The organism is uncultured Amnibacterium sp. (assembly GCF_964245895.1).
GTDB lineage: Bacteria > Actinomycetota > Actinomycetes > Actinomycetales > Microbacteriaceae > Amnibacterium.
Genome location: NZ_CAXTOQ010000034.1, coordinates 1 through 26,149, shown reverse-complemented (window position 1 = coordinate 26,149; position 26,149 = coordinate 1). Strand labels below are relative to the sequence as shown.

At 75.0% G+C, this 26,149-nt stretch carries 23 protein-coding genes; 10 read left to right on the top strand and 13 right to left on the bottom strand.

Features of this window, described 5'->3' with window-relative positions; genetic code table 11:
- Nucleotides 1-30: 30 nt before the first annotated feature.
- Nucleotides 31-1,020, top strand: coding sequence for a GDP-L-fucose synthase family protein (locus ACFE60_RS07165; RefSeq protein ID WP_375388164.1), 990 nt, complete (start codon nt 31-33; stop codon nt 1,018-1,020).
- A 97-nt stretch (nt 1,021-1,117) separates the two neighbouring features.
- Here ACFE60_RS07165 and ACFE60_RS07160 read toward each other — a convergent pair whose 3' ends face one another.
- Nucleotides 1,118-2,614 carry a flavin-containing monooxygenase gene (locus tag ACFE60_RS07160; RefSeq protein ID WP_375388163.1) on the bottom strand — a complete coding sequence of 499 codons (1,497 nt, stop codon included), beginning with the start codon at nt 2,612-2,614 and terminating at the stop codon, nt 1,118-1,120.
- Between the two features lie 170 nt (nt 2,615-2,784).
- Between ACFE60_RS07160 and ACFE60_RS07155 the strand changes: the two genes are divergently transcribed.
- On the top strand, nt 2,785-3,846 hold the full coding sequence (locus ACFE60_RS07155) for a GNAT family N-acetyltransferase (RefSeq protein WP_375388162.1): 1,062 nt from the start codon (nt 2,785-2,787) through the stop codon (nt 3,844-3,846).
- 48 nt (nt 3,847-3,894) lie between these two features.
- Nucleotides 3,895-4,662, top strand: coding sequence for an SGNH/GDSL hydrolase family protein (locus tag ACFE60_RS07150; protein WP_375388161.1), 768 nt, complete (start codon nt 3,895-3,897; stop codon nt 4,660-4,662).
- Between the two features lie 22 nt (nt 4,663-4,684).
- On the opposite strand, the gene ACFE60_RS07145 is transcribed toward ACFE60_RS07150, so the two are convergent.
- On the bottom strand, nt 4,685-6,274 hold the full coding sequence (locus ACFE60_RS07145) for a GMC oxidoreductase (RefSeq protein WP_375388160.1): 1,590 nt from the start codon (nt 6,272-6,274) through the stop codon (nt 4,685-4,687).
- Between the two features lie 123 nt (nt 6,275-6,397).
- Here ACFE60_RS07145 and ACFE60_RS07140 point away from each other — a divergent pair, with 123 nt between their 5' ends.
- A complete protein-coding gene (locus ACFE60_RS07140) occupies nt 6,398-7,468 on the top strand; it encodes a hypothetical protein (RefSeq protein ID WP_375388159.1) in 1,071 nt (356 codons plus the stop codon).
- Nucleotides 7,469-7,883: 415 nt separating this feature from the next.
- Here the strand turns inward: ACFE60_RS07140 and ACFE60_RS07135 are convergent, their stop codons facing one another.
- A complete protein-coding gene (locus tag ACFE60_RS07135) occupies nt 7,884-9,455 on the bottom strand; it encodes a GMC oxidoreductase (RefSeq protein WP_375388158.1) in 1,572 nt (523 codons plus the stop codon).
- A gap of 260 nt (nt 9,456-9,715) precedes the next feature.
- Between ACFE60_RS07135 and ACFE60_RS07130 the strand changes: the two genes are divergently transcribed.
- Nucleotides 9,716-10,891, top strand: a complete 1,176-nt coding sequence (locus ACFE60_RS07130) for a glycosyltransferase (RefSeq protein WP_375388157.1) — start codon at nt 9,716-9,718, stop codon at nt 10,889-10,891.
- Nucleotides 10,888-12,120, top strand: coding sequence for a hypothetical protein (locus ACFE60_RS07125; RefSeq protein ID WP_375388156.1), 1,233 nt, complete (start codon nt 10,888-10,890; stop codon nt 12,118-12,120). Before ACFE60_RS07130 ends, ACFE60_RS07125 begins: the two co-directional genes overlap by 4 nt.
- A gap of 16 nt (nt 12,121-12,136) precedes the next feature.
- Here the strand turns inward: ACFE60_RS07125 and ACFE60_RS07120 are convergent, their stop codons facing one another.
- Together ACFE60_RS07120 and ACFE60_RS07115 are read right to left on the bottom strand one after the other, a co-directional pair.
- Nucleotides 12,137-13,339: a DegT/DnrJ/EryC1/StrS family aminotransferase gene (locus ACFE60_RS07120; protein WP_375388155.1), complete on the bottom strand. Its 1,203-nt coding sequence runs from the start codon at nt 13,337-13,339 to the stop codon at nt 12,137-12,139.
- Between the two features lie 16 nt (nt 13,340-13,355).
- Nucleotides 13,356-14,732, bottom strand: a complete 1,377-nt coding sequence (locus ACFE60_RS07115; protein WP_375388154.1) for an O-antigen ligase family protein — start codon at nt 14,730-14,732, stop codon at nt 13,356-13,358.
- Nucleotides 14,733-14,796: 64 nt separating this feature from the next.
- On the opposite strand from ACFE60_RS07115, the gene ACFE60_RS07110 reads away from it, so the two are divergent.
- From ACFE60_RS07110 to ACFE60_RS07100, 3 genes are read left to right on the top strand one after another with little or no spacing between them, the layout of a single operon-like run.
- Complete coding sequence (locus ACFE60_RS07110; RefSeq protein ID WP_375388153.1) at nt 14,797-16,500, top strand: polysaccharide biosynthesis tyrosine autokinase; 1,704 nt, start codon at nt 14,797-14,799, stop codon at nt 16,498-16,500.
- Complete coding sequence (locus ACFE60_RS07105; protein ID WP_375388152.1) at nt 16,497-18,401, top strand: WecB/TagA/CpsF family glycosyltransferase; 1,905 nt, start codon at nt 16,497-16,499, stop codon at nt 18,399-18,401. Before ACFE60_RS07110 ends, ACFE60_RS07105 begins: the two co-directional genes overlap by 4 nt.
- Complete coding sequence (locus ACFE60_RS07100; RefSeq protein ID WP_375388151.1) at nt 18,398-18,934, top strand: serine acetyltransferase; 537 nt, start codon at nt 18,398-18,400, stop codon at nt 18,932-18,934. Before ACFE60_RS07105 ends, ACFE60_RS07100 begins: the two co-directional genes overlap by 4 nt.
- A 22-nt stretch (nt 18,935-18,956) precedes the next feature.
- Here the strand turns inward: ACFE60_RS07100 and ACFE60_RS07095 are convergent, their stop codons facing one another.
- The 8 genes from ACFE60_RS07095 to ACFE60_RS07060 form a co-directional block, all read right to left on the bottom strand.
- Nucleotides 18,957-19,820 carry a glycosyltransferase family 2 protein gene (locus ACFE60_RS07095; protein ID WP_375388150.1) on the bottom strand — a complete coding sequence of 288 codons (864 nt, stop codon included), beginning with the start codon at nt 19,818-19,820 and terminating at the stop codon, nt 18,957-18,959.
- Between the two features lies 1 nt (nt 19,821).
- The gene (locus ACFE60_RS07090) at nt 19,822-20,691 is read right to left on the bottom strand and encodes a hypothetical protein (protein ID WP_375388149.1); all 870 of its coding nucleotides are present in this window, start codon (nt 20,689-20,691) and stop codon (nt 19,822-19,824) included.
- Between the two features lie 7 nt (nt 20,692-20,698).
- Nucleotides 20,699-20,986, bottom strand: coding sequence for a hypothetical protein (locus ACFE60_RS07085; protein ID WP_375388148.1), 288 nt, complete (start codon nt 20,984-20,986; stop codon nt 20,699-20,701).
- Nucleotides 20,987-21,139: 153 nt separating this feature from the next.
- Nucleotides 21,140-22,423: a hypothetical protein gene (locus tag ACFE60_RS07080; RefSeq protein WP_375388147.1), complete on the bottom strand. Its 1,284-nt coding sequence runs from the start codon at nt 22,421-22,423 to the stop codon at nt 21,140-21,142.
- A gap of 394 nt (nt 22,424-22,817) precedes the next feature.
- On the bottom strand, nt 22,818-23,507 hold the full coding sequence (locus ACFE60_RS07075; protein ID WP_375388146.1) for a hypothetical protein: 690 nt from the start codon (nt 23,505-23,507) through the stop codon (nt 22,818-22,820).
- Between the two features lie 130 nt (nt 23,508-23,637).
- Nucleotides 23,638-24,042, bottom strand: a complete 405-nt coding sequence (locus tag ACFE60_RS07070) for a hypothetical protein (RefSeq protein WP_375388145.1) — start codon at nt 24,040-24,042, stop codon at nt 23,638-23,640.
- Nucleotides 24,043-24,290: 248 nt separating this feature from the next.
- Complete coding sequence (locus ACFE60_RS07065) at nt 24,291-24,551, bottom strand: protealysin inhibitor emfourin (protein ID WP_375388144.1); 261 nt, start codon at nt 24,549-24,551, stop codon at nt 24,291-24,293.
- Nucleotides 24,548-25,585, bottom strand: coding sequence for a M4 family metallopeptidase (locus ACFE60_RS07060; RefSeq protein ID WP_375388143.1), 1,038 nt, complete (start codon nt 25,583-25,585; stop codon nt 24,548-24,550). The genes ACFE60_RS07065 and ACFE60_RS07060 overlap by 4 nt, the downstream gene beginning before the upstream one ends.
- A 42-nt stretch (nt 25,586-25,627) precedes the next feature.
- On the opposite strand from ACFE60_RS07060, the gene ACFE60_RS07055 reads away from it, so the two are divergent.
- The gene (locus ACFE60_RS07055) at nt 25,628-26,053 is read left to right on the top strand and encodes an SHOCT domain-containing protein (protein ID WP_375388142.1); all 426 of its coding nucleotides are present in this window, start codon (nt 25,628-25,630) and stop codon (nt 26,051-26,053) included.
- The last annotated feature ends 96 nt before the right edge of the window (nt 26,054-26,149 follow it).

The window sequence follows — 26,149 nt, the reverse complement described above, 5'->3', positions numbered from 1 at the left end:
GAAGAAGAACGCGGCCCTGAAGGCCGACGCGTGACCGGCACGGACCTGCAGGGCGGCACCGCGTTCGCCCCGACGCCGCTGGACCGCGACGCCCGGGTGTACGTGGCGGGCCACCGCGGCCTCGTCGGCTCGGCGATCGCGCGGAAGCTGGAGGCGGAGGGGTTCACCGACGTCGTCGGGCGCACCTCGAGCGTGCTGGACCTGAAGGACCGCGACGCGGTCTTCGCGTTCTTCGCCGAGACGAAGCCCCGCTACGTGGTGCTCGCGGCGGCGAAGGTCGGCGGGATCCTCGCGAACTCCACGTTCCCGGTCGAGTTCCTCTCCGACAACCTCCGGATCCAGACGAACGTGATGGACGCCGCGCTGGGCCAGCGGGTCGAGCGCCTGCTGTTCCTCGGCTCGTCGTGCATCTACCCGAAGCTCGCGCCGCAGCCGATCAAGGAGGACACCCTCCTCACCGGGCACCTCGAGGAGACGAACGACGCGTACGCGATCGCGAAGATCGCGGGGATCCTCGGCGTGCAGTCGGTGCGCAGGGAGTACGGGCTGCCGTGGATCTCGGCGATGCCGACGAACCTGTACGGGCCGAACGACAACTTCTCCCCGAAGGGCTCCCACGTGCTGCCGGCGCTGATCCGCCGCTACGACGAGGCGCGGGCGGCGGGGTCCGGCTCGGTGACGAACTGGGGCACCGGGAACCCGCGGCGGGAGTTCCTGCACGTCGACGACATGGCCGACGCGTGCCTCCACCTGCTGGAGCACTACGACGGGCCCGCGCAGGTCAACGTCGGCACCGGCACCGACGTGACGATCCGGGAGATCGCGGAGACCGTCGCGGAGGTCGTCGGCTACACCGGGGACACGGAGTGGGACACGACCAAGCCCGACGGCACCCCGCAGAAGCTGCTCGACGTCACCAGGCTCGCCGACGCGGGCTGGACCGCGCGGATCGGCCTGCGCGAGGGCCTCGAGTCCACCGTCGACTGGTACCGGACGCACGCGGGCGCGCTCCGCGGCTGAGCTCGGCTAATTGCGCACCGCAGGGACAGTTGCGCGTGCCCGGCGCGGCGCACGTGTCCCTGCGGAGCACATCTCGCGCCGAGTCGGCGCGGGGCGCTCAGCGCCGCGCCGCCTCCGGCAGCCCGCTGTCAGCGGGCGTGCGGGCCGCGATGCGCTGGACCAGGGCCGGCAGCAGCCGGGCGTAGTCGGCCGGGTCGAGGGGCCTGGTCAGCTCGCGGAGGCGGACGGCGCGCGGCACGGCGGCACCGAGGTCCTCGATCAGCTCGTCCAGGTCGAGGATGGAGGCGTTCCGCGGGATCTGCACGGCGCCGTGGCGGGCGGCGCGCTCGCGCGTCAGCCAGAACGTGAAGACGTCGCGGGCGCGCCACGGCGCCGCCGGTCGCTCGACCAGCCCGGCGATGAGGGCCGCGAGCCACTGCGCCTGCAGCTCCGCGCCGATCGGGCTGCGGAACGAGTGCATCCAGCCCACGTACGCCAGCCGGTCGACGTGCTGCGGCAGCACCGCGCGATGCAGCTCGAGCGCGCCGTCCGGGTCGAGCAGCCGCTCCTGCACCTGCGCCGACAGCGGACCGGGCGACTGGTCGTACCCGGTCGCCGACACCACCACGTCGGCCGGCACCACGGCGCCGTCGGTGAGGCGCACCGCCGGGCGGCCGTCCGCCACGGCGAGCGCCGCGATGCCGACGTGGCCGTGCAGCGTGATCGCGCCGGCGTCGACGGCGTCGAAGAAGCCGTCGGTCACCATGCTGTCGATGTCGGTCGTCCCGGTGCGCGGCTGCAGGCCGAGCCGGACGAGGGGGACGTGCTGCTCGAAGGCGCGGCCGAGGCGGCGCACCGCCGCCCCGCGCACCGGGCGCGTGGCGACGCGCAGCAGCCGCCCGGCGGTCGATCGGTAGGACCCCCACAGCAGGTGCTCGCCCAGCCGGGTCAGCAGGATGTGGCCGAACGTGATGCGGCCCATCCGCTTCGGCACCTTCCACCGCACGGTGCGGGCGGCGACGTGGGTGCTGCGCGCGATGCGGGAGGCGGCCGTCGCGAGGTCCAGCGCCGACTTCCCCCAGCCGACGACGAGCACCGCCCGGGCGCGCAGCGAGTCGCCGGGACCCACCTCCGACGGCACCAGCACGCGCCCGCCCGCCGCCTCGAACTCGCTGCGCCCGGCCCAGTCGGGCACGTGGGAGTCGGAGAAGATGCCGTTCGCCATGACCAGCCAGTCGACCGCCTCGACGTCGACGACGCCCTCGTGCTCGGTCGTGACGCTCCAGGTGCCGTCGCCGGCCTGGTCCGCGTCGACGACGCGGGTGCCGAGCCGGATGCGCTCGGTCAGCGCGAAGCGGTCCGCGTACGCGGTGAGCCAGCGGCGCGTGGTCGCGCCGTCCGGGAACTCGGCCGCGTCGGCGGGCATCGGGAAGTCGGAGAAGCCGTAGGTGACCTTGTCGTTCTGCAGGCCGATGCCGGGGTAGCGGCGGGAGGCGCTCCACACCCCGCCGATGTCGTCGACGGCCTCCCAGACGGTCACCGCGTGGCCGCACGCGGACAGCACCCGCGCGGCGGCCAGGCCGCTGACGCCGGCTCCCACGATCCCGATCCGCACGATCGTTCATCCTGATCGCAGCGGGGAATCGGCGCAAGGCGCCTCGCCGCCCGCGAACGGGTGCCGCGCCCCCGCCGTCCTGTTCTGGGGGTTCGCCGCGCGGCGGCCCGTCGTTATCGTGAGGCGGTTCCACCCGTCCCGCTGCTCGCCCGACCCGAACCGAGTACTCGATGTCCTCTCCCCGTCTCGTGCCGACGAGCGATCCGGCGCTCTGGGACCGGGTGGTGCGCTCGCTGCCGCAGCACACGCAGTTCCACACCTGGGACTGGCTGCAGCTGGTGCAGCGGCTGCTGCACGTCCGGGTCGACCACCTGCTCGTCGTCGACGACGGTGCGCCCGTCGGGGTGCTCCCCGTCGTGCGCGGCGCCCGGCCAGGGCTCGTCGCGCCCGGCATGCCCTTCCCGTACCTCGGCCCGCTGGTGCCCGACGCCCTGCTCGGCGGGACCGTGCGGGCGTTCCGCGCCTGGCAGCTGCGGCACGGGGTCGCGTTCGCGGTGTTCGACCTGCCGCCCGGGGTGGAGGGGGAGGCGGCGCTGACCGCCGCCGGCGCGTCCGCCCGCGTCACCTCCACGGTCGTCGTCGACCTGCCGGCGGAGGAGGGCGCGCTCGTCGAGCGGTACTCCTCGATGCGGCGGCGCAGCCTGCGCCGCGCGGAGAAGGCCGGCGCCCGCGTCGTCCCCGCCGCGCCGGGCGACGTCGCGGCCGTGCTCGACGGCGTGCTCGAGCAGGCGTACGAGGCGCACGGCGTCCCGTCGCCGTACCCGACAGGCACGGCGGCGATCGTCGAGGACTGGATGGCCGGGCGCGACGACGTCTTCGCGCTGACCGCCTACGTCGGCGACGAGCCGGCCGGCGTGCACCTGGTGCTGACCGGCGGCCCGCGCACCCTGTCGTGGGTGGTCGCCTGCGACCGCCGCTTCCGGGAGGTGGGCCCGAACGCGGTGCTGTACCACGAGGCGCTGGTCGAGAGCGTCCGGCGCGGCTTCGCGCAGATGGACCTCGTGGGCCGCGTCGACGACGGCGTCGCCCGCTTCAAGACCTCCTTCGGCGGGCACGAGGTCGCGTACGTCGCGGCCGACTCCTTCCTCGGTCCCGCCCTGCTGCGCACCTCCGCCAAGCGGGCCAAGGCGCTGCTCCGCCCGTCCCGCACGGCATCGGCGGAGGCGGCCGAGGCCGCCGGCGCGCCGGACCAGCCGGTCCCGAGCCGCGCGGACGAGCCGGCCGCGCCGTGACCCGCAGACGATTTGTCGGCCCGCTCCCCGTCTCCTACGCTCCCGCCCATGCGTGAGTGGCTGACCAGGGAGCGTGCGGGCGCCCCGTACTGGCTGCTGCTGCTCGTCTCGATCGCGGTCGTCACGGGACTCGCGCTCACCGTGCCGTCGCTGCTCCGGTCCGCGCCGAAGGGCTCGACCGCCCTGCCGGCCTACACGCCGACGCCGGCACCGAGCGACGTGCCGTTCACGAAGCCGGAGGACCCCAGGATGCTGGTCCTCGGCGACTCGTACACCCAGGGGTTCGCGGCGGATCCCGCCACCTCCGGCTACGCCTACCTGATCGGCAAGCAGCTCGGCTGGCGCACCGAGATCAAGGGCGTCGGCAGCACCGGGTACACCTACGGCGGCGTGGGCGGGCAGAAGCTCGACTACGGCACCCGCATCCAGCAGTACATCGACTCCAGCACGTTCGACCCGAACGTGATCGTGCTGGAGGGCAGCCAGAACGACTACCGCGCGGTCCCCACCGTCACCGCCGCCGTGGTCAAGGACGTGCGGCTGCTGCGCACCGCGTACCCGCTCGCCCGCATCGTGCTGTTCGGCCCCGCCGCCCCGCAGCCGCTGCAGAACAACCTGTCGCCGATCGACGCGGCGCTGCAGGCCGCGGCGAACCAGCTGGACGTGCCGTACATCAGCCCGTACCAGGACAAGTGGTTCACCGTCGCGAACACGAAGCAGTACGGCTACAGCGACGGCGCCCACCTGAACACCGCAGGGCACGCCTACCTGGCGAAGCGCTTCCTCGAGGACTTCGAGCCGCTGTTCGGCTCGTAGCCGGCGGCTCGCGGGGGAGCCGTCAGCGGGTCCCGGCGAGGTGGTCGGCCAGACGGGCCGCGAGCATCACGATCGACAGCGTCGGGTTCACGTGCCCGCTCGTCGGGAACACGGCGGCGCCCGCGACGTAGAGGTTGGCGCTCCCGTGCACCCGGCAGTCGGGGTCGACCACGCTCGTCGCGCGATCGGTGCCCATGCGGGCCGTGCCGATGTGGTGCGCGTTGCTGTTGAAGCCGAGTCGCATGTTCCTGGCGAGGGAGCGCAGCGCCTCCGCCGGCCCGGTGACCGCGCGGTAGCCGCGGGCGCCGAGGAACGCCTCCAGCGCCCGGTGGAACGCGTCGATCGTCTCGAAGTCCTGCCGGTGGAAGTCGATGTCGGTGGCGAGCAGCGGCACCCCGTACCGGTCGGTCCCGGTCGTCAGCAGCACGCGGCTGTCCGGGTGCGGCAGGTGCTCGCCCTGCACGGTGACGTGGTGCACGGAGGCGGTGCGCGGCGGGAGGAGCATCGGCAGGCGGTTCCGGCCGCGCCGCCTGGCGGTCTGCGCGGCGACCCGCACCCAGAACGCCGGCGTCGTGCGCACGAGCACCCGGGCGTACACGCCCAGCTCGCCGCGGCGGCCCAGCAGCCGGGCGGGGGAGGTGACGTTCCCGCGCACGATCTTCACGGCGCCGACCAGGGCGGACAGCGGATCGACGTGCAGCGAGACCCCGCGCACGGGGGGCCTGGCGACGAAGCCGATGACGTTGCCGACCCGGCGGTCGCGCTGCGCCTGCGGGCTCAGCTGCCAGCGCCGGCGCGCGTAGGCGGAGCCGATGCGGAAGAAGTCGGCGTCGGGCGGCAGGGCGGGACCGGTGACGGCGAAGTCGGTCGCGAAGGTGTGGCTCTGGTAGTAGCGGCCGAGCGCGGGCAGCGACGGCGCGAGCGGCGAGTCGAGCAGCAGACGGGTGTTCTCGAGCGTGCCCGTGGCGAGCACGAACCGGGCGCCCTCGATCGTGAGCGGCTGCCCGTCGCGCACCGCCTCCAGCCCGACGACCGTGCCGTCCTCGGCGGTGCGGACGCGGGTCACGTGGGTGCCGGTCGCGACCTGCAGGTTCGGGTGCTGCTGCTGCGCGGCGCGCAGCACGTCGGAGAACACGACCGGCGGGCTCCACACCTCGATCGCGGCGCCGTCGATCGCGCCGTCGTCGCCGAAGAGCGGGGCCGCGGAGGGGCGGCGGAAGTCCGTCTCCGGGATCTGCAGCAGGTCGCACGCCTCCGGCAGCCAGCGGTGGAACTCGGCGTAGGGGATGGGCCAGCCGCTGCCCGGCACCCAGTCGCGGGGCTCGAAGTCGATCGGCTCGAGGGGGATGCAGCGGCCGCCCCAGGCGGTGCTGGCGCCGCCGAGCACGCGGCGGCGGTGCTCGCCGAGCGGCTCGTGCCCCCAGACGCCCTCGGCGGCCGCGCCCGCGTTCAGCGCGCGGTCGTCGTCGCTCTCCCGGTCGGTGCCGCCCTCCACGAGCAGCACGGGGACGCCGCGGCGGGCGAGGCCGACGACCGTCGTGACCCCGGCCGGTCCGCTGCCGAGCACGACCGTCCGGACGGCGTCGGGCGAGGTCGGATCGGTTTCGGCCACCCCGTCAGCGTAGGGTCCGGCCGGTTCCCGCCGCCGCCGCCCGAACGGGGCTGCCCGCCCGCCGGGATGCGGAGTTGGGCCCTTCGGTACCCGGATCGCTGCTGATCAGGGAGAATGGTTCTCGTGAGCAGTCACGACCCGGACTCTCAGGAGCTCGAAGGACGCCCGTCGCGGCGTGCATTCGTCGTGCTCGCGGGCGCCGGCGTGGCCGCGCTCGGAGCCGCCGGGATCGCGGCGACGAGCGGGTTCCTCCGGCCGCAGCAGCCGGCCGCACCGGGCGCCGGCGCGCAGCCGGCCGCGCCCGCGCAGCCGGCGGAGCCCGCCCAGCCGGCGTGGACGCGGGGCTCGCGGCTGTTCAGCGCCGACTCGCCCTGGAACACGCCGATCCCGCAGAACCCCGCGATCGACCCCGCCTCCGCCGCCGTGCAGAAGGCGGTGCTGCGGAACCCGAAGCTGGTCGTCAACACGATCCTCTACTCGTACGGCATCCCCTTCTACACGGCGACCGCGTCGACGCCGAGGCGCCAGCTGCGCGGGCGCGGCGCGTTCGACGACCCGATCCCGCTCGACCCGTCGTGGCGTCCCAACGCGGGCGGGGACCGCAAGATGAACGTGCTCGACCCGCAGCGCGGGCTCGTGTACGAGCTGCAGGGCTACGACGCGGCGAACCGGTCGGCCTACTGGGCCGTGACCCGCGACATCGTGAACGACAAGGGCGACGGGGGAACGAGCTTCGGGCGCACCGGACCGACCGGCTCGGGGCTGTCCCAGGCCGCAGGCGTCGTCCGCATCGACGAGATCCGCGCCGGCCGCATCGACCACGCCCTGTCGTTCATCACAGCCGATCCGGCCCGCGGCTTCCGCTACCCCGCGACGCACGGCGACGGCTCGAACACCGCCGCCGGCGCGATCCAGGAGGGGATGCGGGTCCAGCTGGACCCCGCGCTCGACCTCACCACCCTCGACCTCACCGATGCCGAGCGCGCGATCGGCCGCGCCCTGCAGGTGTACGGCGCGTTCTGCAGCGACACCGGCCGCGGCAACAACATGGCGATGGGCTTCTACATGGAGAAGCCGACCGCCGGCACCGGCGACCCGTACAAGGCGGCGGGGCTGCCGGAGGACTGGGCGCAGCTGAAGAACATCCCGCGCTCGGCGTACCGGGTGCTCGCCGCGTCCGTCACGAAGCGCTAGCGGTCAGCACCGCACGTTCGTCGGGGGTCCGGCCCGCTCGCGGCGCGGTCGGTTCGTCACGCGGTGCCTTCGGCGACGCGCGGTAGCTGTGTCTCCTCGCGCGGTAGCCGTGGCGTCGCGCGGTGCGCATGCGTACCGCGCGACGCCACACCTACCGCGCGACAGGCATCGATCCGACGCGGCCAGCGCGTCGCCCCCGGACGAACTTCCGGATCAGACCACAGGCGGCCCGCGTCGCGCGGTCCTCGGGGAGGTCTCGAGGCTCGCTGCGCTCGCACCTCGACCAGCGGGAGGCTCCTCGCCGCTCCCGTTCGCGCGGCCCTCGGGGTCCCCATCCGCTGGTCGAGGTGCCGGGGAGCGGCCTCGAGACCAGCAGATCCGGGAAGCGGGGATCCCCGGCGAGATGATCGCGGCCCTAGCCCCCGCGGAGGATGCGCCGCAGGTCGTCCGCGAGCCGCACCGCCAGCGCCACGACCGCGCCCGTCGGGTTCGCGTGCGCGCTCGTCGGGAAGACCGAGCTGCCGGCGATCCACAGCCCGCGCACGCCGTGCACCGCGCACCTCGGATCCACCACCCCGTGCTCGGGATCGGCGGACATCCGCGTCGTGCCGATCGGGTGCGCGACGTCGGGCAGGTCGAACGGCGCGCCCTCCTCCAGCAGGGGCAGGAGGCGCAGCGGCCGGCGGCCGGCCCGCTGCAGGGCGTCGGCGGCGAGCCGCGCGGTCCGGCGCGCGGTGCGCACCTCCTGCTCGCCGATCCGCCAGTCGATGCGGCTGAGCGGCATCCCGAGCCGGTCGGTGCGGTCCGCGAGGGTGACCCGGCTGTCCCGGTCCGGCGCCTGCTCGACGATCACGTGCAGCTCGAGCCGGTCGAGCAGGCGGGCGGGCGCGGCGTGGCCCAGGCGCATCCTGGCCAGCCCGCGGGCGAGCATCGCCGGGTGCCGGGCGGCGGCGGACGCCGCCTGCGCGGGGGCGCGGCGCGCGCCGCGGACCGCGGTGAACGGGTCCAGCTCGCTGACGACCGGGAACAGCCAGGCCGCGCAGTTCGTGAGCGACTCGCGCTCCTGCAGCGCGGGCGAGAGCGCCCAGCCGGGCGTCGCCCTTCCTCCCTCCGCGACGTAGCGGTCGCCGAAGTCGTGCTGCAGCGCCGCGTGGTCCCGCGGGTCGACGACGGCGACCGGGCCGCGCAGGTGGTCCATGAGGTACCGCCCGACCAGGTCGTGGCGGTTCCCGAGCCCCTCGGGGACGGTGGAGGAGGAGGCGAGCAGCAGCCGGGCGTTCTCGATGCCGCCGGCGGCGAGCACCACGCGGTCGGTGCGGATCGTGCGGCGCACCCCGTCGGCGCCCGCGACGACCAGGCCGGTCACGGCCTCGCCCGCGTCGTCGACCCGCACCTCCAGCACCGTCGCGCCGAGCAGCACCTGCACGCTCGGCAGCGCCTCCGTGAGCGCGCGCGGCCCGAACCGCATCGACTCGCCCGGGTTCGCCGCGTCCTGCGACAGCACCCAGGCGTACGGGCGCAGCTGCGCGGGGTCGACCGGGGGCAGGTCCGCCGTCACCCGGCCGACGAGGTCCGCCTGCGCGTTGTCGGGCACCGCGGCGCCGAGGTGCTCCGCGGCGCGCGCGAAGAACGGCTCGAGGTCCGAGCGGGCGATCGGCCAGCCGGAGTCGCGAACCCAGGGGCGGTCGGCGAAGTCGATCTCGTCCAGCTGCACCGCGCGGCCCGACCAGGTCGCCGACGTGCCGCCGAGCACCCGGTTCCGCACCTCCCGCTGATCCATCACCCGGGCGGCGCCGACGCTCTCGATCTCGTTCAGCGCGTCCGCCGAGGGGTCCGCGGCGAGCCCGCCGCTCTCGAGCAGCAGCACGCGCGCGGCGACCCCGCCCAGCTCCCGGGCGAGCGTCAGGCCGGCGGGGCCGCTGCCGACGATCACGAGATCGGCGGTGAGGGCGTCCGAGCCCACGTCGGTCAGCTGATCGATCCGCACGTCGCGGTCTCCTCTTCGTCCTCGGCCGAGCGGGCTCAGCGTACGTGCGGGCAGGAAACCGCCCGCGGCTCGTCCCGAACTGGGGTTACAGGCACCCGCGATCCGCTCATACTGTCGGGGGAATGGTCGACGGCTCCGATGGGCGCGCGAGGGCACACCCTCCGCGGCCCGCGAGCACCCAGCCGCCGACCGGACGCCGCACCGCCGCGATCGACGGCTCGCGTGCGCTCACGACGAGCCTGCCGTACGAAGGGTTCGTGATGACGGAGGAGACGAGGGCGCCGCTCGCCGCGGACGTCTATCTCATGGCCTTCGCCTGCGAGCCGCACCGCGGCAGCGAGCCGGGCGTCGGCTTCGCGGCGGCCGCCGCGCTCGGCTCGGTTCCTGGCCGCCCCGGCGACCGGCGCGTGCTCGTCACCCGCCCGCACCGCGTCGACACGATCCGCGCCGAGCTCGACGCGCTCGGCGCACCGCCGATCGAGGTGCTCGCCATCCCGCTGCCGCGGCTCCTCGTGCGGCTCACCGGCCGCCGACGCGTGCGGCTGGCGTACGTGTGCTGGCAGTGGACCGCCGTCCGCACCCTCCGCCGCCGCCTCGACCCCGACCGGGCCGCGGTCGTGCACCACGTGACGTTCGCCAGCGAGGGCGTGCCCACCTTCGAGAGCCGGCTGCGCGACCGCGCCGCCCTCGTGTTCGGCCCCGCCGGCAGCTCGACCGACGCGGAGGGGGAGGAGACGCTGTCCCGCCGCCTGCGCCGCGCATTCGCCCGCCGCACCCTCTCCGGGTCCGACGTGCTCGTCGCCCAGAGCCACGCGGTCGCCGAGGGCTGGCGTCGGCAGGGCGCCGCGGCCGCCGTCGTGGTCGAGCCCAACATCGTGATCGAGCGGGGGGAGCGCCTCCCGCCGCGCTGGGACGTCGTGTGCGTCGGTCGCCTGATCCCGCGCAAGCGCGTCGACCTCGCGCTGCGGGCGTTCGCCCTCGGTGCGCCGGACGACGCGCGGCTCGGCGTGCTCGGCGACGGGCCGCTCGAGGACGACCTGCGGGCGCTCGCCGCACAGCTCGAGATCGACGACCGCGTCGACTTCCTGGGCGAGGTCGAGCGCGCGGAGGTCCTGCAGGCCATGGCCTCTGCGCGGGTGCTGCTGCACGCCTCCCGCCAGGAGGGCGCGCCGTGGGTCATCGGCGAGGCCCAGTCCGTCGGCGCCCACCCCATCGCGCTCCGCGGCACCGGCGCCGACGAGGCGATCCTCGCCGGCGGCTTCGGCACCGTCGTCGACGAGCCGACGCCGGAGGCGCTCGCGGTCGCGCTCGCCGACGCGCTCGCCGGGCCGGACACCGAGCCCTCCGACCGCTGGAGCGCCGCACGGCTGCCCGACCGCTTCACGGAGTGGTACGCGCTCGCCCTGGAGCGGTCGTCCGGCCGCCTCGCGCGGTGAGGAGCTCGTCGAAGCTGCTGGCGGGGCTCACCGACTCCGGCTCCGCCGCGGGCGCGACCTTCTTCGCCGGCATCATCGCGGTGCGCGAGCTGGGCACGGCGCCGCTGGCCCTGTACGCGCTGCTGTTCTCCTCCTCCGTGCTCGCGATGGTGCTGCCCAGGCAGCTGCACTACATCCCCGCGCAGCTGGGCGCGAACCTCGAGCGGGGTCGCGCCGCGCCGCACATCGCCGCGGACGGCCGCCGCGCGATCGGCGCCGACCTGCTCACCGTCGTGATCGTCCTGGCCAGCGGCCTGCCCGTGCTCGGCCAGGTCGAGCCGCCCGTGTTCCTGGCTCTCGCGCTGACCGCGGCCGGGTTCGCGGTCGTCTCGCCGCTGCAGGACCACGTCCGCAGCTCCCTGCACCTCGTCGACCGGCACTGGTCCGCCGCGGTCTGCTCGGCGATTGTGCTCGTGACCGCCGCGGCCGCGGCCGGCACGCTGCTGCTCACCTCGGCGGGCGCGGTCGCCCCGCTGATCCCGTTCGGGTCCCTGCTCGTCGCGAACGCGGTCTCCGTCGTCGTCGGCCTGGTGCTGCTGCGCGGGTCGGAGACGCACGCCCGGTACGTGCCGCAGCCGCTGCGGATCCGCTCCCGGTTCCTCTTCGCGGAGGTGACCGTGCAGGCGGCGTGGTTCGGCTGCAACTCCGCGGTCCTCGTGCTCGTGTCCGCCAAGGCGCTCGGCGACCTCGAGGCGGCGCGGGTGCTGGCCTCGCCGCTGAACATCGTGACGACCGGCCTGCTCACCTTCCTCGGACCCGCGCTGCTGCGCAGCGTCGCGGCCAAGGACGCGGCCGCGGTGCGGCGCGGTGTGCTGCGCGTGCTGCTCGCCATCCTCGGCGCGGGCCTCGTCTACTCCGTCGCGCTCGCGGTCCTGGCCGGGCCGGTGCACGTGCTGCTCGACCGGCCGGTCGACGTGGCGCTGGTCGGCGCACGCCTGGTGTCGGTCGTGCTGGAGGGCTTCAGCGGCGTGCTGCTCTACCTCGTCTTCGGGATGGGGCGCAGCGCCGCGTCGCTCGGCGCGAGCGTCACGGCCGGCCTGATCGGGTTCGTCGGGACCGTGCTGCTGATCCCCGTGCTGCGCGAGTTCGCGCTGCCGGCCGGCCAGTCGCTCGGCATGGCCGTGCGGGTCGGGCTCGGCCTCCGCGTGCTGCGGCCGACGATGACGGGCCACGCCCGCCACGCGAGCTGAGCGCTCGCGCGGAGCGCTAGGACCGCACCGACTCCGCGAGCCTCGGCTCGGGCGCCACGTCGGCGGGCCGCTGGGGCATCGACTGCAGCGTGCGCACCATCTGCCTCGCCGCCACGCGGATGACGGGCGTCGGGTAGTCGTCGCGGACCGAGATCTTGCACGTGCGGCGCAGCACGTCGAGGGTGCGGGGGGAGCGATCGGGCGAGACCGGGTCCCGCGGCGCGGTGCGGCCGGCGTACGGGTCGAACCGCGGGTCGTAGGTGCGCTTGCCGCGCACCGACTCCCAGTTCGTGAAGACGTGCCGCTCGGTGTCGATCAGCCGGGTGACGCCGCGGGCCGTCGCGAACCGCTCGGCGCGGGCGGCGTTGTCGAACACGACCGTCAGCCCCGTCGCGTTCTCCGGGTCGTGGTGCGGGCTGACGCGGATGCTCTCGTCCTGCGCGAACTCGGCGACCATCGCGGCGCGATGCGCCCGCATGCGGCTCAGGCGGCGTTCAAGGGTCTTCAGCTGGGGACGCAGCACCGCGGCGGGCAGCTCGGACATCTTCAGGTTCATGCCGATGAACAGCGGCTCGGAGGTGGGGGTCCAGCTGGCCCGGGTGTAGCTGCCGACGTCGTGGAACATCTGCGCCCGCGCGGCGACGTGCGCGTCGGAGGTGACGAGCATGCCGCCCTCGCCGGCCGAGATGTTCTTGGTGTGGCTGAAGCTGAACGCGCCGGCGTGACCGATCGTGCCGACGCGCCGCCCCCGGTAGAGCACCCCGAAGGCCTGGCAGGCGTCCTCGACGACCTTCAGCCCGTGCCGCTGCGCGACCGCCATCACGGCGTCCATGTCGGCGACGAGGTTCAGCATGTGCACCGGCACGATCGCCCTGGTCCGGGACGTGATCTTGCGCTCGAGGTCCGCGACGTCCATCGTCAGCGTCTCGTCGACGTCGACGAGCACGGGCACCGCGCCGAGCAGCAGCGGGGCCGCGGCGGTCGACACCCAGGTGTACGCGGGCACCAGCACCTCGTCGCCCGGCCCGATGCCGACGCCGACGAGCGCGGCGAGCAGCGCGCTCGTACCGCTGTTCACCGCCAGCGCGTGGTCCGCGGACAGGTACTCGGCGACCTCGCGCTCGAGGCGCGCCGTGACGCTGGCCGGGTTGCTGTAGCGGCCCATCCTGCCGCCCAGCACGACCTTCGACACGGAGGCGACCTCGCGGAGTCGGAGCACCGGTGAACCTGCTTCCTCAGACCCTGGAGCGCGCAGCCGCCCGGCCGGCAGCGCGCGGGGTCCGATCGATGCGCCGAGTATCCCCGACGTCCGTATGGATGGGCCGGAGGCCGCCCGGCCCCGCCGGGATCCGGTCGTGCGCGGCCTCACGCCCGGCGATCGACCCGTGCCCTGCGCGGGCGGCCGGCAGCGCCTCCCGCCCGGCGATCGAGAGCCCGACGACGACGCCGAGGGGCAGCATCACGAACGGGTAGATGACCGGGTTGTCGGTGAGCGCCGCCGCGCCGACGGCGAGCAGCCCGAGCGTCGCGCTCCAGTGCACGGCGCGGTCGGGGTGGTCGGCGCGGCGCACCCGGCGGATCGCGCCGATCAGCAGCGTGAGGACGGCGACCAGGAACAGCGCCAGGCCGACCAGGCCGAAGTCGTGCCAGATCCGCAGGTAGTCGTCGTGCGGCTGGGCGATGTCCGGGTAGCGGGCCGCGAGCAGGTCGCTGGCGGTGCCGGCGCCCTGCCCGATCCACGGCGCGCTCAGGCTGTCCTGGATCACCACCGCCCAGATCTGCGCGCGGCCGGAGGTGTTCAGCGCGACGCCGCCGACGTCGACGCCGTTGTCGCCGACCAGGAAGCGGTCGCGCAGGGACGGCACGGACAGGAAGGCGGCGATCGCGAGGATCGCCAGCACGACGAGCGCGAGCACGATCCGGAAGCCGCGCTTGCCGCGCCGGCTGCGCAGCACCGCGAAGGCGAGCAGCAGCACGGCCACCACCAGCGCGGTGCGGGAGAGGCTGGCGGCGATGCCGGCGGTCAGCACGTAGGGCGCGAGGCGCACCAGCAGGCGCTCGGACCGGTACGGCACGAGCACCGCGACCGCGACGGTCGCCGCCAGCGCGTACGACCTGGGGCCGATGATCTGCACGTCCATCAGGTAGGTGACGGTGGCGAACGCGCCGACCAGGCACATCACGACGCCCGTCAGCTCGAGGAAGCGGCGGGCCGTGCCCGGCTCGCTGTACAGCGCGCCGACGGCGATCGCGCCGGCGAACCCGAGGTAGACGGAGGCCTGCTGCACCCCGCTCTGCGATCCGGCACGCAGCGCGCCGAGCAGCGCGACCGCGCAGAACAGGACCAGCGCGACGGGCACGACGGGCCGGCGTGCGCCCGGCGGGATCAAGTAGTTCCAGGACCTCGGCGCGGACCGGCCGCGGCCGTGCAGCACGAGCATCGGGGCGAGCACGACCGTGGCCACGCCCGCCAGCAGCGTCGCCGCGCCGGAGACGGAGAGCGGGCCGAGGGAGAGCGTCGTGGGCCAGTCGCCGACGGCCATCCAGACGAGGGCCAGCACGACGAGCAGGGGCAGGCGATCCCGCCTGACCGCACCCGCTTCGCCGTTCACCACAGCACGATAGCCGCGGTGTCCACGGGGCCGGGCCCCCAGTACCGGGGGTCCCGATCTGGCCGTGCTCCCCGAAGAGGGGCATGCTAAGGACTACGGCGGCCGTTATGGTCGGAGCCGGGCCCTCCCGGGTTCCGTCGGACACCCATCCGGCCTCCCCAGCTGCCGAGAGGCATTCGTGGACTTTCGCGACTACATCCGCATGCTCAGCCGAACCTGGGCATTGATCGTCGGACTGGCGGTGATCGGTGCGGCCGCAGGCGGCGGCTACGCCGCCCTCCAGCGACCCGTGTACGAGTCGACGGCCAAGGCGTTCGTGTCGACGCAGAGCGGTCAGTCGCTCGCCGACCTGAGCGCCGGAGCCGGCTACCTGCAGGTCGCGCTCAAGGGCTACGCCGACATCGCGACCACCTCCTACGTCCTCACCCCGGTGATCAGGGGCCTGAAGCTGGACACCACGCCGGCCCTGCTCGCCGAGCAGGTCTCGGTCACCGCGGCGACGGACTCCGCCATCCTCGAGGTCACCGTGTCGGACAGCAGCCCGCAGCGCGCGAAGCAGATCGCCGACGCGATCACCGCGCAGCTGTCGCAGGCCGTCGTCGACCTCACGCCAGTCGGCGCCACCGCGTCCCGCAGCGTCGTCAAGCTCACGCGGGTCGACCCCGCGCTGGTCCCCACCTCCCCGGCCGGCATCAAGCCCGCGCTCGCGATCCTCATCGGCGCCCTGGCGGGCATCGTCCTCGCCGTCCTCATCGGCCTGCTGCGCGAGGTGCTCGACACCCGCGTGCGCGGCAAGGAGGACCTGGAGCGCGTCACCGAGGCCCCGCTGCTCGGCACCACGGCACGGAACGCGCGGGGCTCAGACGGGCTGCTCGTGCTGCGCGACGCGGAGAGCAGCACGCAGGCGGAGGACTACCGCACCATCCGCACGAACCTGCGGTTCGTGCAGCTCGACGCGGCCAACCGCTCGATCGTCGTCACCTCCTCCGACGAGCGGGAGGGCAAGTCGACGACCGCCGCGAACCTCGCCCTCGCGGTCGCGCACCTCGGTCAGCGCGTGCTGCTGATCGACGCCGACCTGCGCCGCCCGACCCTCGCGACCCTCTTCGGGGTCGACGGCTCCATCGGCCTGTCCGACGTGGTGATCGGCGACGCGACGCCGGAGCAGGGCGTGCAGCGCGTCGACGCCGGCCGGCTGGACCTGCTGGCCGCCGGCGCGGTGCCGCCGAACCCGAACGAGCTGCTGCAGTCGGCGTCGATGGACGCGCTGCTGGCCGACCTGCGCACCCGCTACGACCTGATCGTCATCGACTCGCCGCCGCTGATCGCGGTCTCCGACGCGACCGTGCTGGCGGCGAAGGCCGGCGGCGCGATCATCGTCGCTGCAGCGGGCCGGTCGCGGCGCGGCCGGATCCGCCAGGCGCTGGAGTCCCTCGAGCGCGCGGACGCCCGCATCCTCGGCGTCGTCCTGACCATGGTGCCCGGCAAGGCCGCGACCGCCTACGGCTACGGCCTGCAGTCGGTGCCGGACGCGAAGCGCCGCACGGTGCAGCCGTCGGCGCCCCGCGACGCCGAGCGCAGGGCCGTCGTCCTGCCCGCGGTCAAGGCGCCCGTCGCGCCGTTCGCGGAGCCGTCGAAGGCCGACGCCGTCGACGACGGTCCGACGAAGGACGAGTGGGAGGCCGCCGTCTCGGCGGACCGCGACTGGCACGACTCCCGCACGCGCACGGACGCGCGGGACGACGTCGAGCAGGGGCGCGGGGCATGAGCGCGCTCACCTCGCCCATCATGCTGACGCCCACCCGCTCGGCGGACGTCGCGCTGACCGAGCTGTGGCTGCACCGCGTGCAGCGGGTCGCCGGCCTGCCGTTCGTCGCGCGATCCGCCGAGGGCGCCGCGGCCGACCTCGTCTCCGCCGCGATGATGCCCGGTCGGGTGTCGGGGGAGCACGTGCACCTCGCGAACGCCTACTCGATCGCGGTCGCCGACGAGCGCCGCGACGTCGCGGACATCTTCACCGACGACCAGGGCTGGCTGCTGCCGGACGGGCGCCCGCTGGTGTGGCTGTCCTCCGTGCGCGGCGACCAGCCGCGGCTGCGCCAGGTGCGCGGCCCGCAGTTCATGCTGGACGTCGCCGACCTCGGCCGTGAGGTGGGCGTCAAGCACTACCTGCTCGGCGGCAGCGAGTCGGTGCTGCAGGACCTGCGCGCCAGCCTGCTGGAGCGCTTCCCCGGCATCCGCATCGTCGGCGCGTTCTCGCCGCCGTTCCGCGCCGCGTCGGACGACGAGCTCGCGGACCGCGACGAGGCGATCCGCGCGTCCGGCGCGCAGATCGTCTGGGTCGGGCTCGGCACGCCGAAGCAGGACGTGGAGGCGGCCCGCCTCGCCGCCTCGCTGCCCGTGCTCGCGGTCGCCGTCGGCGCGGCCTTCGACTACGCGGCGGGCTCGATGACGCCGGCGCCGCACTGGGTCTCGATCATCGGGCTGGAGTGGCTGTGGCGGTTCGCCGCCGAGCCGAAGCGCCTCTGGCGGCGCTACACGGTCGGGAACCTCCGGTTCCTGGCGGCGGCCTTCCGCGCCGGCCTGCTCTCGCAGCGCCCGAAGCACGACCCGGCGCCCGCGCGGGTGACCGTCGTCGGTCAGCTGCCTCCGCCCCTGCACGGGTCCGCCGTGATGACCGAGCGCCTCATCTCCGCGCTGCGGGAGAACGGTGACACCGTCGAGATCGTCGACCGCCGGTTCAGCCGCTCGGTCGACGAGGTCGGGCGAGCGGGGCTGCGCAAGGTGCTGGCGATCCCGTCGCTCGTCACCCGGTTCACCTCCGCGATGCGGGGCGCCGACCGGCTGGTGCTGCTGATCACCACCAGTCCGGCGAGCTTCCTGATCGACCGGCTGCTGCTCGCGCTGACCCGCAGGCCGACGGTGCTGTACATCCACACGATCGGGTTCCAGCGCCTCGCGGCGAAGGGCCGCGTCTGGCGGTGGCTCGTGCGCGGCGCGTTCCGCCGCGCGCAGCGGGTCGTCGTGCTGGGCAGGTCCCTGGTCGACGACGTCACGCCGTTCGTGCCGGCCGACCGCATCTCGGTCATCGCCAACACGACGCCGTCCGTCGAGGTCCGCCCGCAGCAGCCCGGCCACCGGGTGCTGTTCCTGTCGAACCTGCTGCCCGGGAAGGGCGCGGACGTGTTCGTCCGCGCCGCCCACCGGTTGACCGACGACGACCCGAAGCGGCAGTGGCGCTTCGACCTCGCCGGCGCCGGCGACGTTGCCGCGCTCGGCGAGCTGCCGGACCGGCTCGTCGTGCACGGGTCCGTGTCGGGCGCCCACAAGGCCGCGCTGCTCGCCGGGGCCGACGTGCTGGTCGTGCCGTCCACGTACGCGATGGAGGCGCAGCCGCTCGTCATCGTGGAGGCGCTCTCCTACGGGCTGCCGGTCGTCGCCTACGACAACGGCGGGATCCGGGACCTGGTCGACCAGTCGGTCGGCGCGCTGGTGCCCGCGGGGGACGAGGACGCCCTGGTCGCCGCGGTCCACCACCTGCTCGCGTCGCCGGAGCGGCAGCTCGCCGCCTCGAACGCGGCCCGCCTGCGCTACGAGCGCGCGCACTCGCCGCGGGCGTACGCGGCCGCGTGGCGCCGCGCGGCCGGCGCCTCCGCGGGGCGCCGGTGAGCCGGGACGACGGGTTCGCCTCCGACTGGGGCGCCTTCGGGCGCCTGGTCCGCGCGGACTGGGCGGCGAACCCCCGCGACGCGAAGTCCCGGCTGGTGCTGGTCGCGTTCCGTCTGGCGCAGCGGGCGATGGGCTCGCCCGCGCCCGGCACGCGCCCGGTCGCGCTGCTGCCGGTGACGGCGTACCGGTTCTGGACCGAGTGGTGCCTGGGCCTCGAGCTGCGGCCCCGCACGCGGGTCGGCGGCGGGCTCACGATCTACCACGGCTTCGGCATCGTGGTGAACGACCACGCGGTGCTCGGCGAGCGCGTCACCCTGCGCAACGGGGTGACGATCGGGAACCGGTCGCCGGACGGCGGATCGCCCGTGATCGGCGACGACGTCGTCTTCGGCGCGGGCGCCATCGTGATCGGCGACCTGCGGATCGGGCACGCCGCGAAGATCGGCGCCGGCGCGGTGGTCGTCCACCCGGTCCCGGACGGCGGCACCGTGATCGGGCCGGCCGCGCGGCTGATCGGCGAACCGGTCCACTGAGCCGGCGGACCGGCAGGCGGGCTCAGCCGGCCTGGACCGTCGCGGGGCGCGCGCGACGCAGCACCCGCCGGCGGGCCGGTGCGCCGAGCCGGCGCGCCTGCTGTTCGACGTGGTGGTGCAGGGCGCGCAGCGCGACCGGATCCGCCGCGCCCGCGTCGCGGAACACCGCGGCGCTGCGCAGCCCGGACGTCGCCGGGCGCAGCTCGGCCGGCAGCAGCGCGCCGTAGCTCTCGTCGAGCAGCGCGTCGGGCGCGTCCCGGCGCCACGACTGCGTCGCCTGGCCCGGGTGCCGGCGGTACGCCAGCACGGGCGCCGCGAGCTTCCGCAGCCGCTGCCCCGCGGCGACGGCCCGCAGCCAGAGGTCGTAGTCCTCGACCGCGGTCGGGCGGTAGCCGCCCACCGCCTCCAGCGCGGTCCTCCGCGCGACCAGCGTGGGATGCGCGAAGGGGTTCTCGAGCAGGAGGTGCAGCGGCGCCTGCTCGGTCGACACGGGGGAGGGGTCGGCGAGGCCGGTCGGCCGTCCCCGCCCATCGATCAGCACGAGCGCGCCGAAGACGTGATCCGCCCCGGACAGGGCCGGCAGCTGCACGCGGAACCGCCACGGCAGCGACACGTCGTCCGCGTCCATCCTGGCGACGACGCGGCTGTCGGTCCGCGCGAGCGCCTCGTTCAGCGAGCTCGCGACGCCCTGGGGCCGCTCGTGCCGGACGACCCGGAGGCGGCGGTCGGCGATCCGCGACAGCACCTCGCCGGTCGCGTCGGTGCTGCCGTCGTCGACGACGACCAGCTCCGCGTCCCGCGGCATCGCCCGCAGCGTCGACCGGGCGGCCCGCAGGACGGTCGCGGAGCCGTCCTTGACGGGCAGCAGGACCGACAGCAGCGGCATGTCAGCCCGCGACGCGCGCGGGGCCGACGCGGACCAGCCGGAAGCCGACCATGCGCTGGAAGTGGCGCAGGCCGTTCGGCAGCCAGTGCGGCCGCGCGGTGTCGACGAGGTGCCGCACGCCGCGGGCGCCCAGCTCGTCGGCGACGACCTGGGTCATGAAGTAGCGGGCGTCGCTGGCGGCCTGGCCCGGCCGCAGCGTGCGGAAGTAGCGCAGCGTCGCCCACTCGCCGGCGATCGGCGTGACCGCGAGGGCGATCGGCTCGCCCTCCGCGTCGTAGGCGGCGATCCAGACCCCGTAGTCGAGCAGGTCGTCGTTCTGGGGTCGCGTGTTGCGGTACTGCTCGCGCTCGTTGATCTGCTCGTGGTGGTCGGCCAGCGCCAGCAGCGCCCGGCGCTCGTCCGCCGGCACGGTGCGAACGGTGACGCCCTGCTTCGTCGCGGCGCGGATCTTCCGGCGCACCGTGGCGCGCTCGTGACCCTCGAGGAAGCGGCCCGGCTCGCTGGGCACCTCCAGCACGGCGGAGATGCCGAGCATGGCCCGGCGGCTGGTGCGGTGCTGCATCATCTGCGAGCGCACCGCCTCCGACTCCGGACCCGCCGGCAGCGAGGCGATCAGCAGCGGGAGCGCGTGGATGTCGCGGACGACCTCCGCCGCGACCCGCGGCCTGCGGACGACGAAGCCGGGCACGGACCAGCCCGACTCGACCATCTCGGCGAACCGCTGCGACAGGCGGTGCTCGGACGCGACGCTGCGGTCCTCGGTGGAGCTCTGGGGCATGTGGGTGTGCTCGTCGACGCGGTGGATGGGAAGCAGGCGCCGCATCGTGTAGCGGCCAGCCCTCCCGGGGCGGGCCTGGGTGGTGGGACTCATCAAGGGTTCAGGCTCCCGCGGAGCGGGGCAGCCACGCAAGGGGCAGTCGTCCCGTGCGGATGCCGCGGCGGATGACCACCTCCTGCACGCGCTGCGCGCGGAGGTCCACGATGACCCGCGACGTCCAGCGGACCCGGCGCACGCGGCGCCAGCCGTTCCGGTCCCGCACGGCGACCAGCGCGGTCCGCCCGTCGAGGCGGTGGGTCTTCGCGACGGCCTCGCTGGAGTTGAGCCCCTCGCGCGCGGCGAGGCGGCCGGCGTCCCAGGGCGCGTGGATGCGGTCGGTGAGGGTCACGGGAGCTGCCTTCGGGTGAGAGAGCCTTCGCCGTTGGGTGGACGGCTCCCAGCACGCTAGGCGGTTCCGGAGGCGCTCGCGCGTCCCACATCGGGGGTCGCGGCGTCCCGCCATCCCCGGAGCGGTCGCGCGGACCGTCCGGGGAGGCCGACCTCAGGGTCGCGGCGTCGCGTCCGCGGCGAGCACCCGCAGCCGGTCGCGCGGGATGTGCGGCAGCTGCGCCCAGTCCTGCGAGAAGCCGGCGGCGCCGTACGGGTCCGCGTCCCCGGACTTGGGCTTCTCCATGTAGAAGCCCATCGCCTGGTTGTTCCCCCGGCCCGTGTCCGTGCAGTACGCGCCGTACTGCTGCAGCGCCTTCGCGATCGCCTTCTCGCCCGGCGTGATGCCCGGGACGGCGTCGACGTCGAGGGTCGGGTCCAGCTGGATCCGCATGCCCTCCTGCAGCCCGACGCCGCCGCCCTCCCCGTCCGAGTGGGAGGCGGGGTAGCGGAACCCGGCCACCGGGGCGGAGGTGATGAACGACAGCGCGTGGTCGATCCGGCCGGACGCGATCTCCGACATGCGGACGACGCCGCCCGACTGGGTGAGCCCGGAGCCGGTGGGGCCCGCCTGGCCGCCGTTCTCGGGGTACCCGTCCGCGAGGCTCGAGCCGTAGTCCTTCTTCACGGCCCACTGCACGGTCCTCGCGCCGGGGTCGTAGCCCTGCAGCTCGTAGACCGTCCGCGTCGTCGGGTCGATCACGTTCATCTTGTGGTCGCCGCCGTCGTTCGGTGCCCACGACGGGTCGACGGGGACCGCGCCGATGGGGTTGTTCCCGCCCAGCTGCACGCGCGGGGTGCTCGCCGTCGCCGTGTAGAAGGGGATCCCGAACGCGTACAGGTTCAGGTTCATGACGAGGGAGCGGTTGTCCAGCACGTTCGAGACGATCTGCGACGACTGCGGATCGGAGGCCGCGTTCGAGGCGATCGGCGTGTTCCAGGGCGACGCCGCCGCGAACAGGCGCTGCACCGTGCCGGCCGCACCCGCGGTCAGGGTCGTCGCCGCCGCGCTCGGCGTCCCCGTCGCCGTCGGGTCGGCGGTCGGATCCGCGGTCGCGATGGCCGTCGGGTCCGTCGTCGCGGTCGTGTCCGCGGTCGCGGAGGCGGTCGGCGCCGCCGTCGGGGGCGTGCCGAGCATCCGCAGCCGGAAGACCCAGCCGTAGCGGTACTTCCTCGCGATCACCCGCGCGTCGAACCCGTCGCGCTCGACCGCGGGCAGGGTCCACGTCGCCTCGGCGCGCACCCGCGTGTGCGGCTCGTCGTGCGCGGTCGCGACCACGGACGACCCCACCGCGACGCCCGACGCGGCGACGAGCACGACGCCGCCTGCGGCGAGCCGCCTCCGCAGTCCGGGACGACGCCGTGCGCCCGTCGCGACCCAGGTCTCTCTGCGATGCATGATCACTCCAGTTCCGCTCGGCCGCGAGATGCCCGCTCGCCCGGCTCGGGGCCGGGCGAGGACGGCTGCTCGCGATGTCCGCCTCTACGGGTAGTCGCTCGCGGACGAACCGCCGAGGGGGACACACCGCGCCCGGTGCGACCTGCTGCTGGGCGGAAGGGCGGTTGACACCCGTCGGCGCACGTGGTGGGCCTGCGCCGGCCCCGCCGCGGCGTCCGTACTCGAGAGCGGGCTCCGCCGGACGGGGCCCCATCATCGCGGCCCCCCGGCGGGGCGCGCCCAGCATGACGGACCGAGGTCACGCCGGAGTCACGGCCCGGCGTGTCCTTCCCTCGGATCCGTCGTGGATCCGGGCCGGCGCGCGCGCGGGTCCCTGGATCCACAGAGAACGGGGTCAGGCGTGCTGCCGCCACCACCAGTCGTTCGGCGTGCTGCCGATGCGGGCGACGCGGTCCTCCGTGAGGTCCACGATGCGGGAGCCGAGCGTGAGCGCGACCTGGTAGGCCTCGTCGGTCGCGTGGCGGTGCAGCGCGGCGTCGTCGTGGCCGTCGGTGAGCGCCAGCGGGTCGGAGGCGGGCAGCGCGCGGTCGCGGTGGAAGACGCTGGTCGCCATCGGCGGCTCGATCAGCGGGATCGAGCCGCGCACCTCGTCGAGCAGCGCGACCGTCTCGAGCAGGGTGAGCGGGCGCGGGGAGCGGCCGCTGCGCACCTCGTCGGTGAGCACGGAGGTGAGCACCAGCGCCTCCTTCAGCGTGAAGGTGCGGCCGCGCGCGATCGGGGCGAGCCGGACGACGGCGGACCGGTGGGCCCGCTCGGCGGTGAGCACCAGGTCGGCGCGCTCCACGTCCTCCGCGGTCACCCGCCGGCTGCGGTGGCTGACGGAGAAGGTCGCGGCACGCAGGGAGGTCCCCAGCCGCCCGGCGGCGAGGTCGCAGATCAGCGCCTGCCCGGCGGCCTCGAGGCCCCGGCTGACGACGTCCACCTCCGCCATCGAGCCGTCGCCCGCGAACTGCTTCTGCAGCGCGAACTCGATGATGGGTGCGCGGCAGACATCGCTGCCGTCCACGATCAGCACAGTGCCCATCGGTGTCTCCCGGTGCGTCCCGGCCCCCGAAGGAGGGGTCGGGAGCAAGCATCGACCCGCACGTGGTATCAGCGGTGGAACGACACGGCGTGGCGTGCTTCCCGGCGTGCGACACGCCGTGCTAGCGGCGTCAGGCGGCGGTGGTCAGCGTGCGCTGCAGGCGGCGGACGGCCGACGGCGCGCTCGGCGCGGCGATCTCGACGCGCAGGCGGCCGTCGCTCAGGTCGCGCACGAGGGCGGCGGAGCGCGACGACTCCACGACGACCGCGTCGGTGGCGCGGACGGTCGCGGCGACCAGCTCGGGCCGGCGCGCGACGAGCCGCTCGATCGCGGCGCCCTGCACCTCGAGGATCGTGCGGAGGCCGAGCGCGTGCGCGAAGCGCAGCAGCCCGGTGGTGCGGCCGAGCCGGTCCTCCTCGGTCAGGCGGACGACGACGACGCCGGTGGCGCCGCTGCGCTGCGCATCGGCCGCACGACGGATCAGGGCCAGCGCGGCGGTCGGCAGGGATGCGGTGGTGAGTTCGGCGTCGCGCATGGGTCGAGGCACTCCTGGGAGCCACCGGGAACCGGGCGGGTCGGGCGGCGTCGGACGGGCGGCCGGACGGGTATCCGGTCCCCGCGAGTCAAGCCCGCCGGCCCGCGCGCCCGCGCGCCCCAGAAGGGGTGCCGCCCCTCCCCGCCGCACCGCGCGCCGCGCCGCCCGTTCCCACCGCACGCTTGCCACTTCCTGCACCCGCTACGGCGCGTCGTGTGCAAAAAGTGGCAAGCGTGCGGGCCAGGGGCTCAGGCGAGGAGGCTCCGCACCGCGGGGCGCAGGTCGTCCGTCAGCTGCGCGCCGGTCAGGTCCACGCGCTCGATCCCGACGGTCGTCACGATCGTGAACTCGTAGACGAAGTCGTCGCGCGCCCGCCCGGCGTCCTGCGACGCGGCGCTGCGGACCGCGGCCGTCAGCCGTTCCGCCTCCGACGGGTCATCCACCTCCCGCGTCACGACGATGCCCGCGAAGCCGCCCGTCCTGGTGACCACGACCCGCTGCACGCTCATGACGTGACCAGCCCGACGCCCTGCCACGCCGCCACGACCGCTCGCCGCCCGGCGGCGCCGAGCAGCCGCTCGGCGGCCGCGACGGTCACCTGCGCGAACTGCGGGAAGGTGGCCGTCGGCTGCAGGGCGCCGCCGGTGAGCGCCGCGTACCAGACCCGCCCTGCCCCCTCCCACGCGGGCCCGCCGATCGCGGTCGCCGCCAGGTAGAAGGCGTGGTTCGGGATGCCGGAGTTCGTGTGCACGCCGCCGTTGTCGCTCGTGGTGCGCAGGTAGTCGCGCACGTGCGCGGGCTGCGGGTCCTTCCCGCCGAGCCGGTCGTCGTCGTACGCGGTGCCGGGCGCCCGCATGGAGCGCAGCGCGACGCCCCGCACCCCCTCCGCCAGCAGGCCGGCGCCGACCAGCCAGTCCGCCTCCGCCGCGGTCTGGCCGAGCGCGTACTGCTTCACGAGCGAGCCGAACACGTCCGACATCGACTCGTTCAGCGCCCCCGGCTGGTTCCGGTACTCGAGGTCCGCAGTCGCGCCGGTCACCCCGTGGGTCAGCTCGTGCCCGATGACGTCGACGGCGACGGTGAAGCGGGTGAAGAGGACGCCGTCCCCGTCCCCGAACACCATCTGCTCGCCGTCCCAGTAGGCGTTGTCGTACTGCTGCCCGAAGTGGACCGTGCCGGACAGGGGCATCCCGGCGTCGTCGATCGAGCTCCTGCCGTACACCTCCCGGTACAGGCGCCAGGTGTCGCCGAGCCCGTCGTACGCCTCGTCCACCGCGACGTCGGGGGAGGAGGGGTCGCCCTCCGACCGCACCAGCTCGCCCGGCAGCGTCTCCTCGCCGTGCGCGTCGTGGACGCGGCGCTGCAGCCGGGGCGGCTCGGGCGCCACGAGCGTCGTCCGGCGGCGGGCCGCGTCGCCGATCAGCCGGTTCACCGCGAACGTGCGGTCGAGGCCGAGCGTGGCGACCGCGGCGTCGCGCAGGACCGGGTCGTCCTGCCGCGCGATGGCCTGCAGGATGTAGGGCGGCACGAGGCTGCAGTGCACGGGCGCTCCTCACTGGTGGGTGCAGTCATCCAAACTGACTCCGTGGTCTCGGTCCAGCGGCACGTGGCGGTCCTGCGCTCGGCGCTGCAGCCGGGGGAGGCCGAGCGGCTCTGGATCCGCGCCGAACGGGCGGCGCAGTCGCATGCGGGAGCCCTGCTGCTGACCGACCGGCGGCTGCTGTTCAGCGGCCTCGGCTTCGTGGCCCAGTCGCAGCAGGCGTGGCCGCTCGCCGTCGTGACCGACGTCGTGGCGGAGGGGGGCTCGCTGTCCCTCCGGGTGCTCGGCCGTCCGGAGCGCTTCACCGGGAAGCCGGCGGATCTGGCGCGGCTGGCGTCGTCGCTGCCGGGGGAGGCGGCGGCGCCGGACACGTCCGTCGCGGACGAGCTGGAGCGGCTGGTCCGCCTCCGCGACACCGGCGCGCTGACCCCCGCCGAGTTCGAGGGCGCCAAGCGGCGCCTGCTCGAGTAGCTTCCGCGTTCAGGCCGGATCCGCCGACGCGCCGCGCTGGCGCGCCTGCCGTGCGGCGTGCGGCGTGCGGCGAAACGAGCCTGAACGACGGAGTCA

Bases quoted from the DNA above. Each gene is read 5' to 3' on its own strand.
- ACFE60_RS07090 (WP_375388149.1), bottom strand. From the start codon at position 20,691: ATGAGTCCCACCACCCAGGCCCGCCCCGGGAGGGCTGGCCGCTACACG.
- ACFE60_RS07105 (WP_375388152.1), top strand. From the start codon at position 16,497: ATGAGCGCGCTCACCTCGCCCATCATGCTGACGCCCACCCGCTCGGCG.
- ACFE60_RS07075 (WP_375388146.1), bottom strand. From the start codon at position 23,507: ATGGGCACTGTGCTGATCGTGGACGGCAGCGATGTCTGCCGCGCACCC.
- ACFE60_RS07155 (WP_375388162.1), top strand. From the start codon at position 2,785: ATGTCCTCTCCCCGTCTCGTGCCGACGAGCGATCCGGCGCTCTGGGAC.
- ACFE60_RS07070 (WP_375388145.1), bottom strand. From the start codon at position 24,042: ATGCGCGACGCCGAACTCACCACCGCATCCCTGCCGACCGCCGCGCTG.
- ACFE60_RS07130 (WP_375388157.1), top strand. From the start codon at position 9,716: ATGACGGAGGAGACGAGGGCGCCGCTCGCCGCGGACGTCTATCTCATG.
- ACFE60_RS07150 (WP_375388161.1), top strand. From the start codon at position 3,895: ATGCGTGAGTGGCTGACCAGGGAGCGTGCGGGCGCCCCGTACTGGCTG.
- ACFE60_RS07095 (WP_375388150.1), bottom strand. From the start codon at position 19,820: ATGCCGCTGCTGTCGGTCCTGCTGCCCGTCAAGGACGGCTCCGCGACC.
- ACFE60_RS07065 (WP_375388144.1), bottom strand. From the start codon at position 24,551: ATGAGCGTGCAGCGGGTCGTGGTCACCAGGACGGGCGGCTTCGCGGGC.
- ACFE60_RS07080 (WP_375388147.1), bottom strand. From the start codon at position 22,423: ATGCATCGCAGAGAGACCTGGGTCGCGACGGGCGCACGGCGTCGTCCC.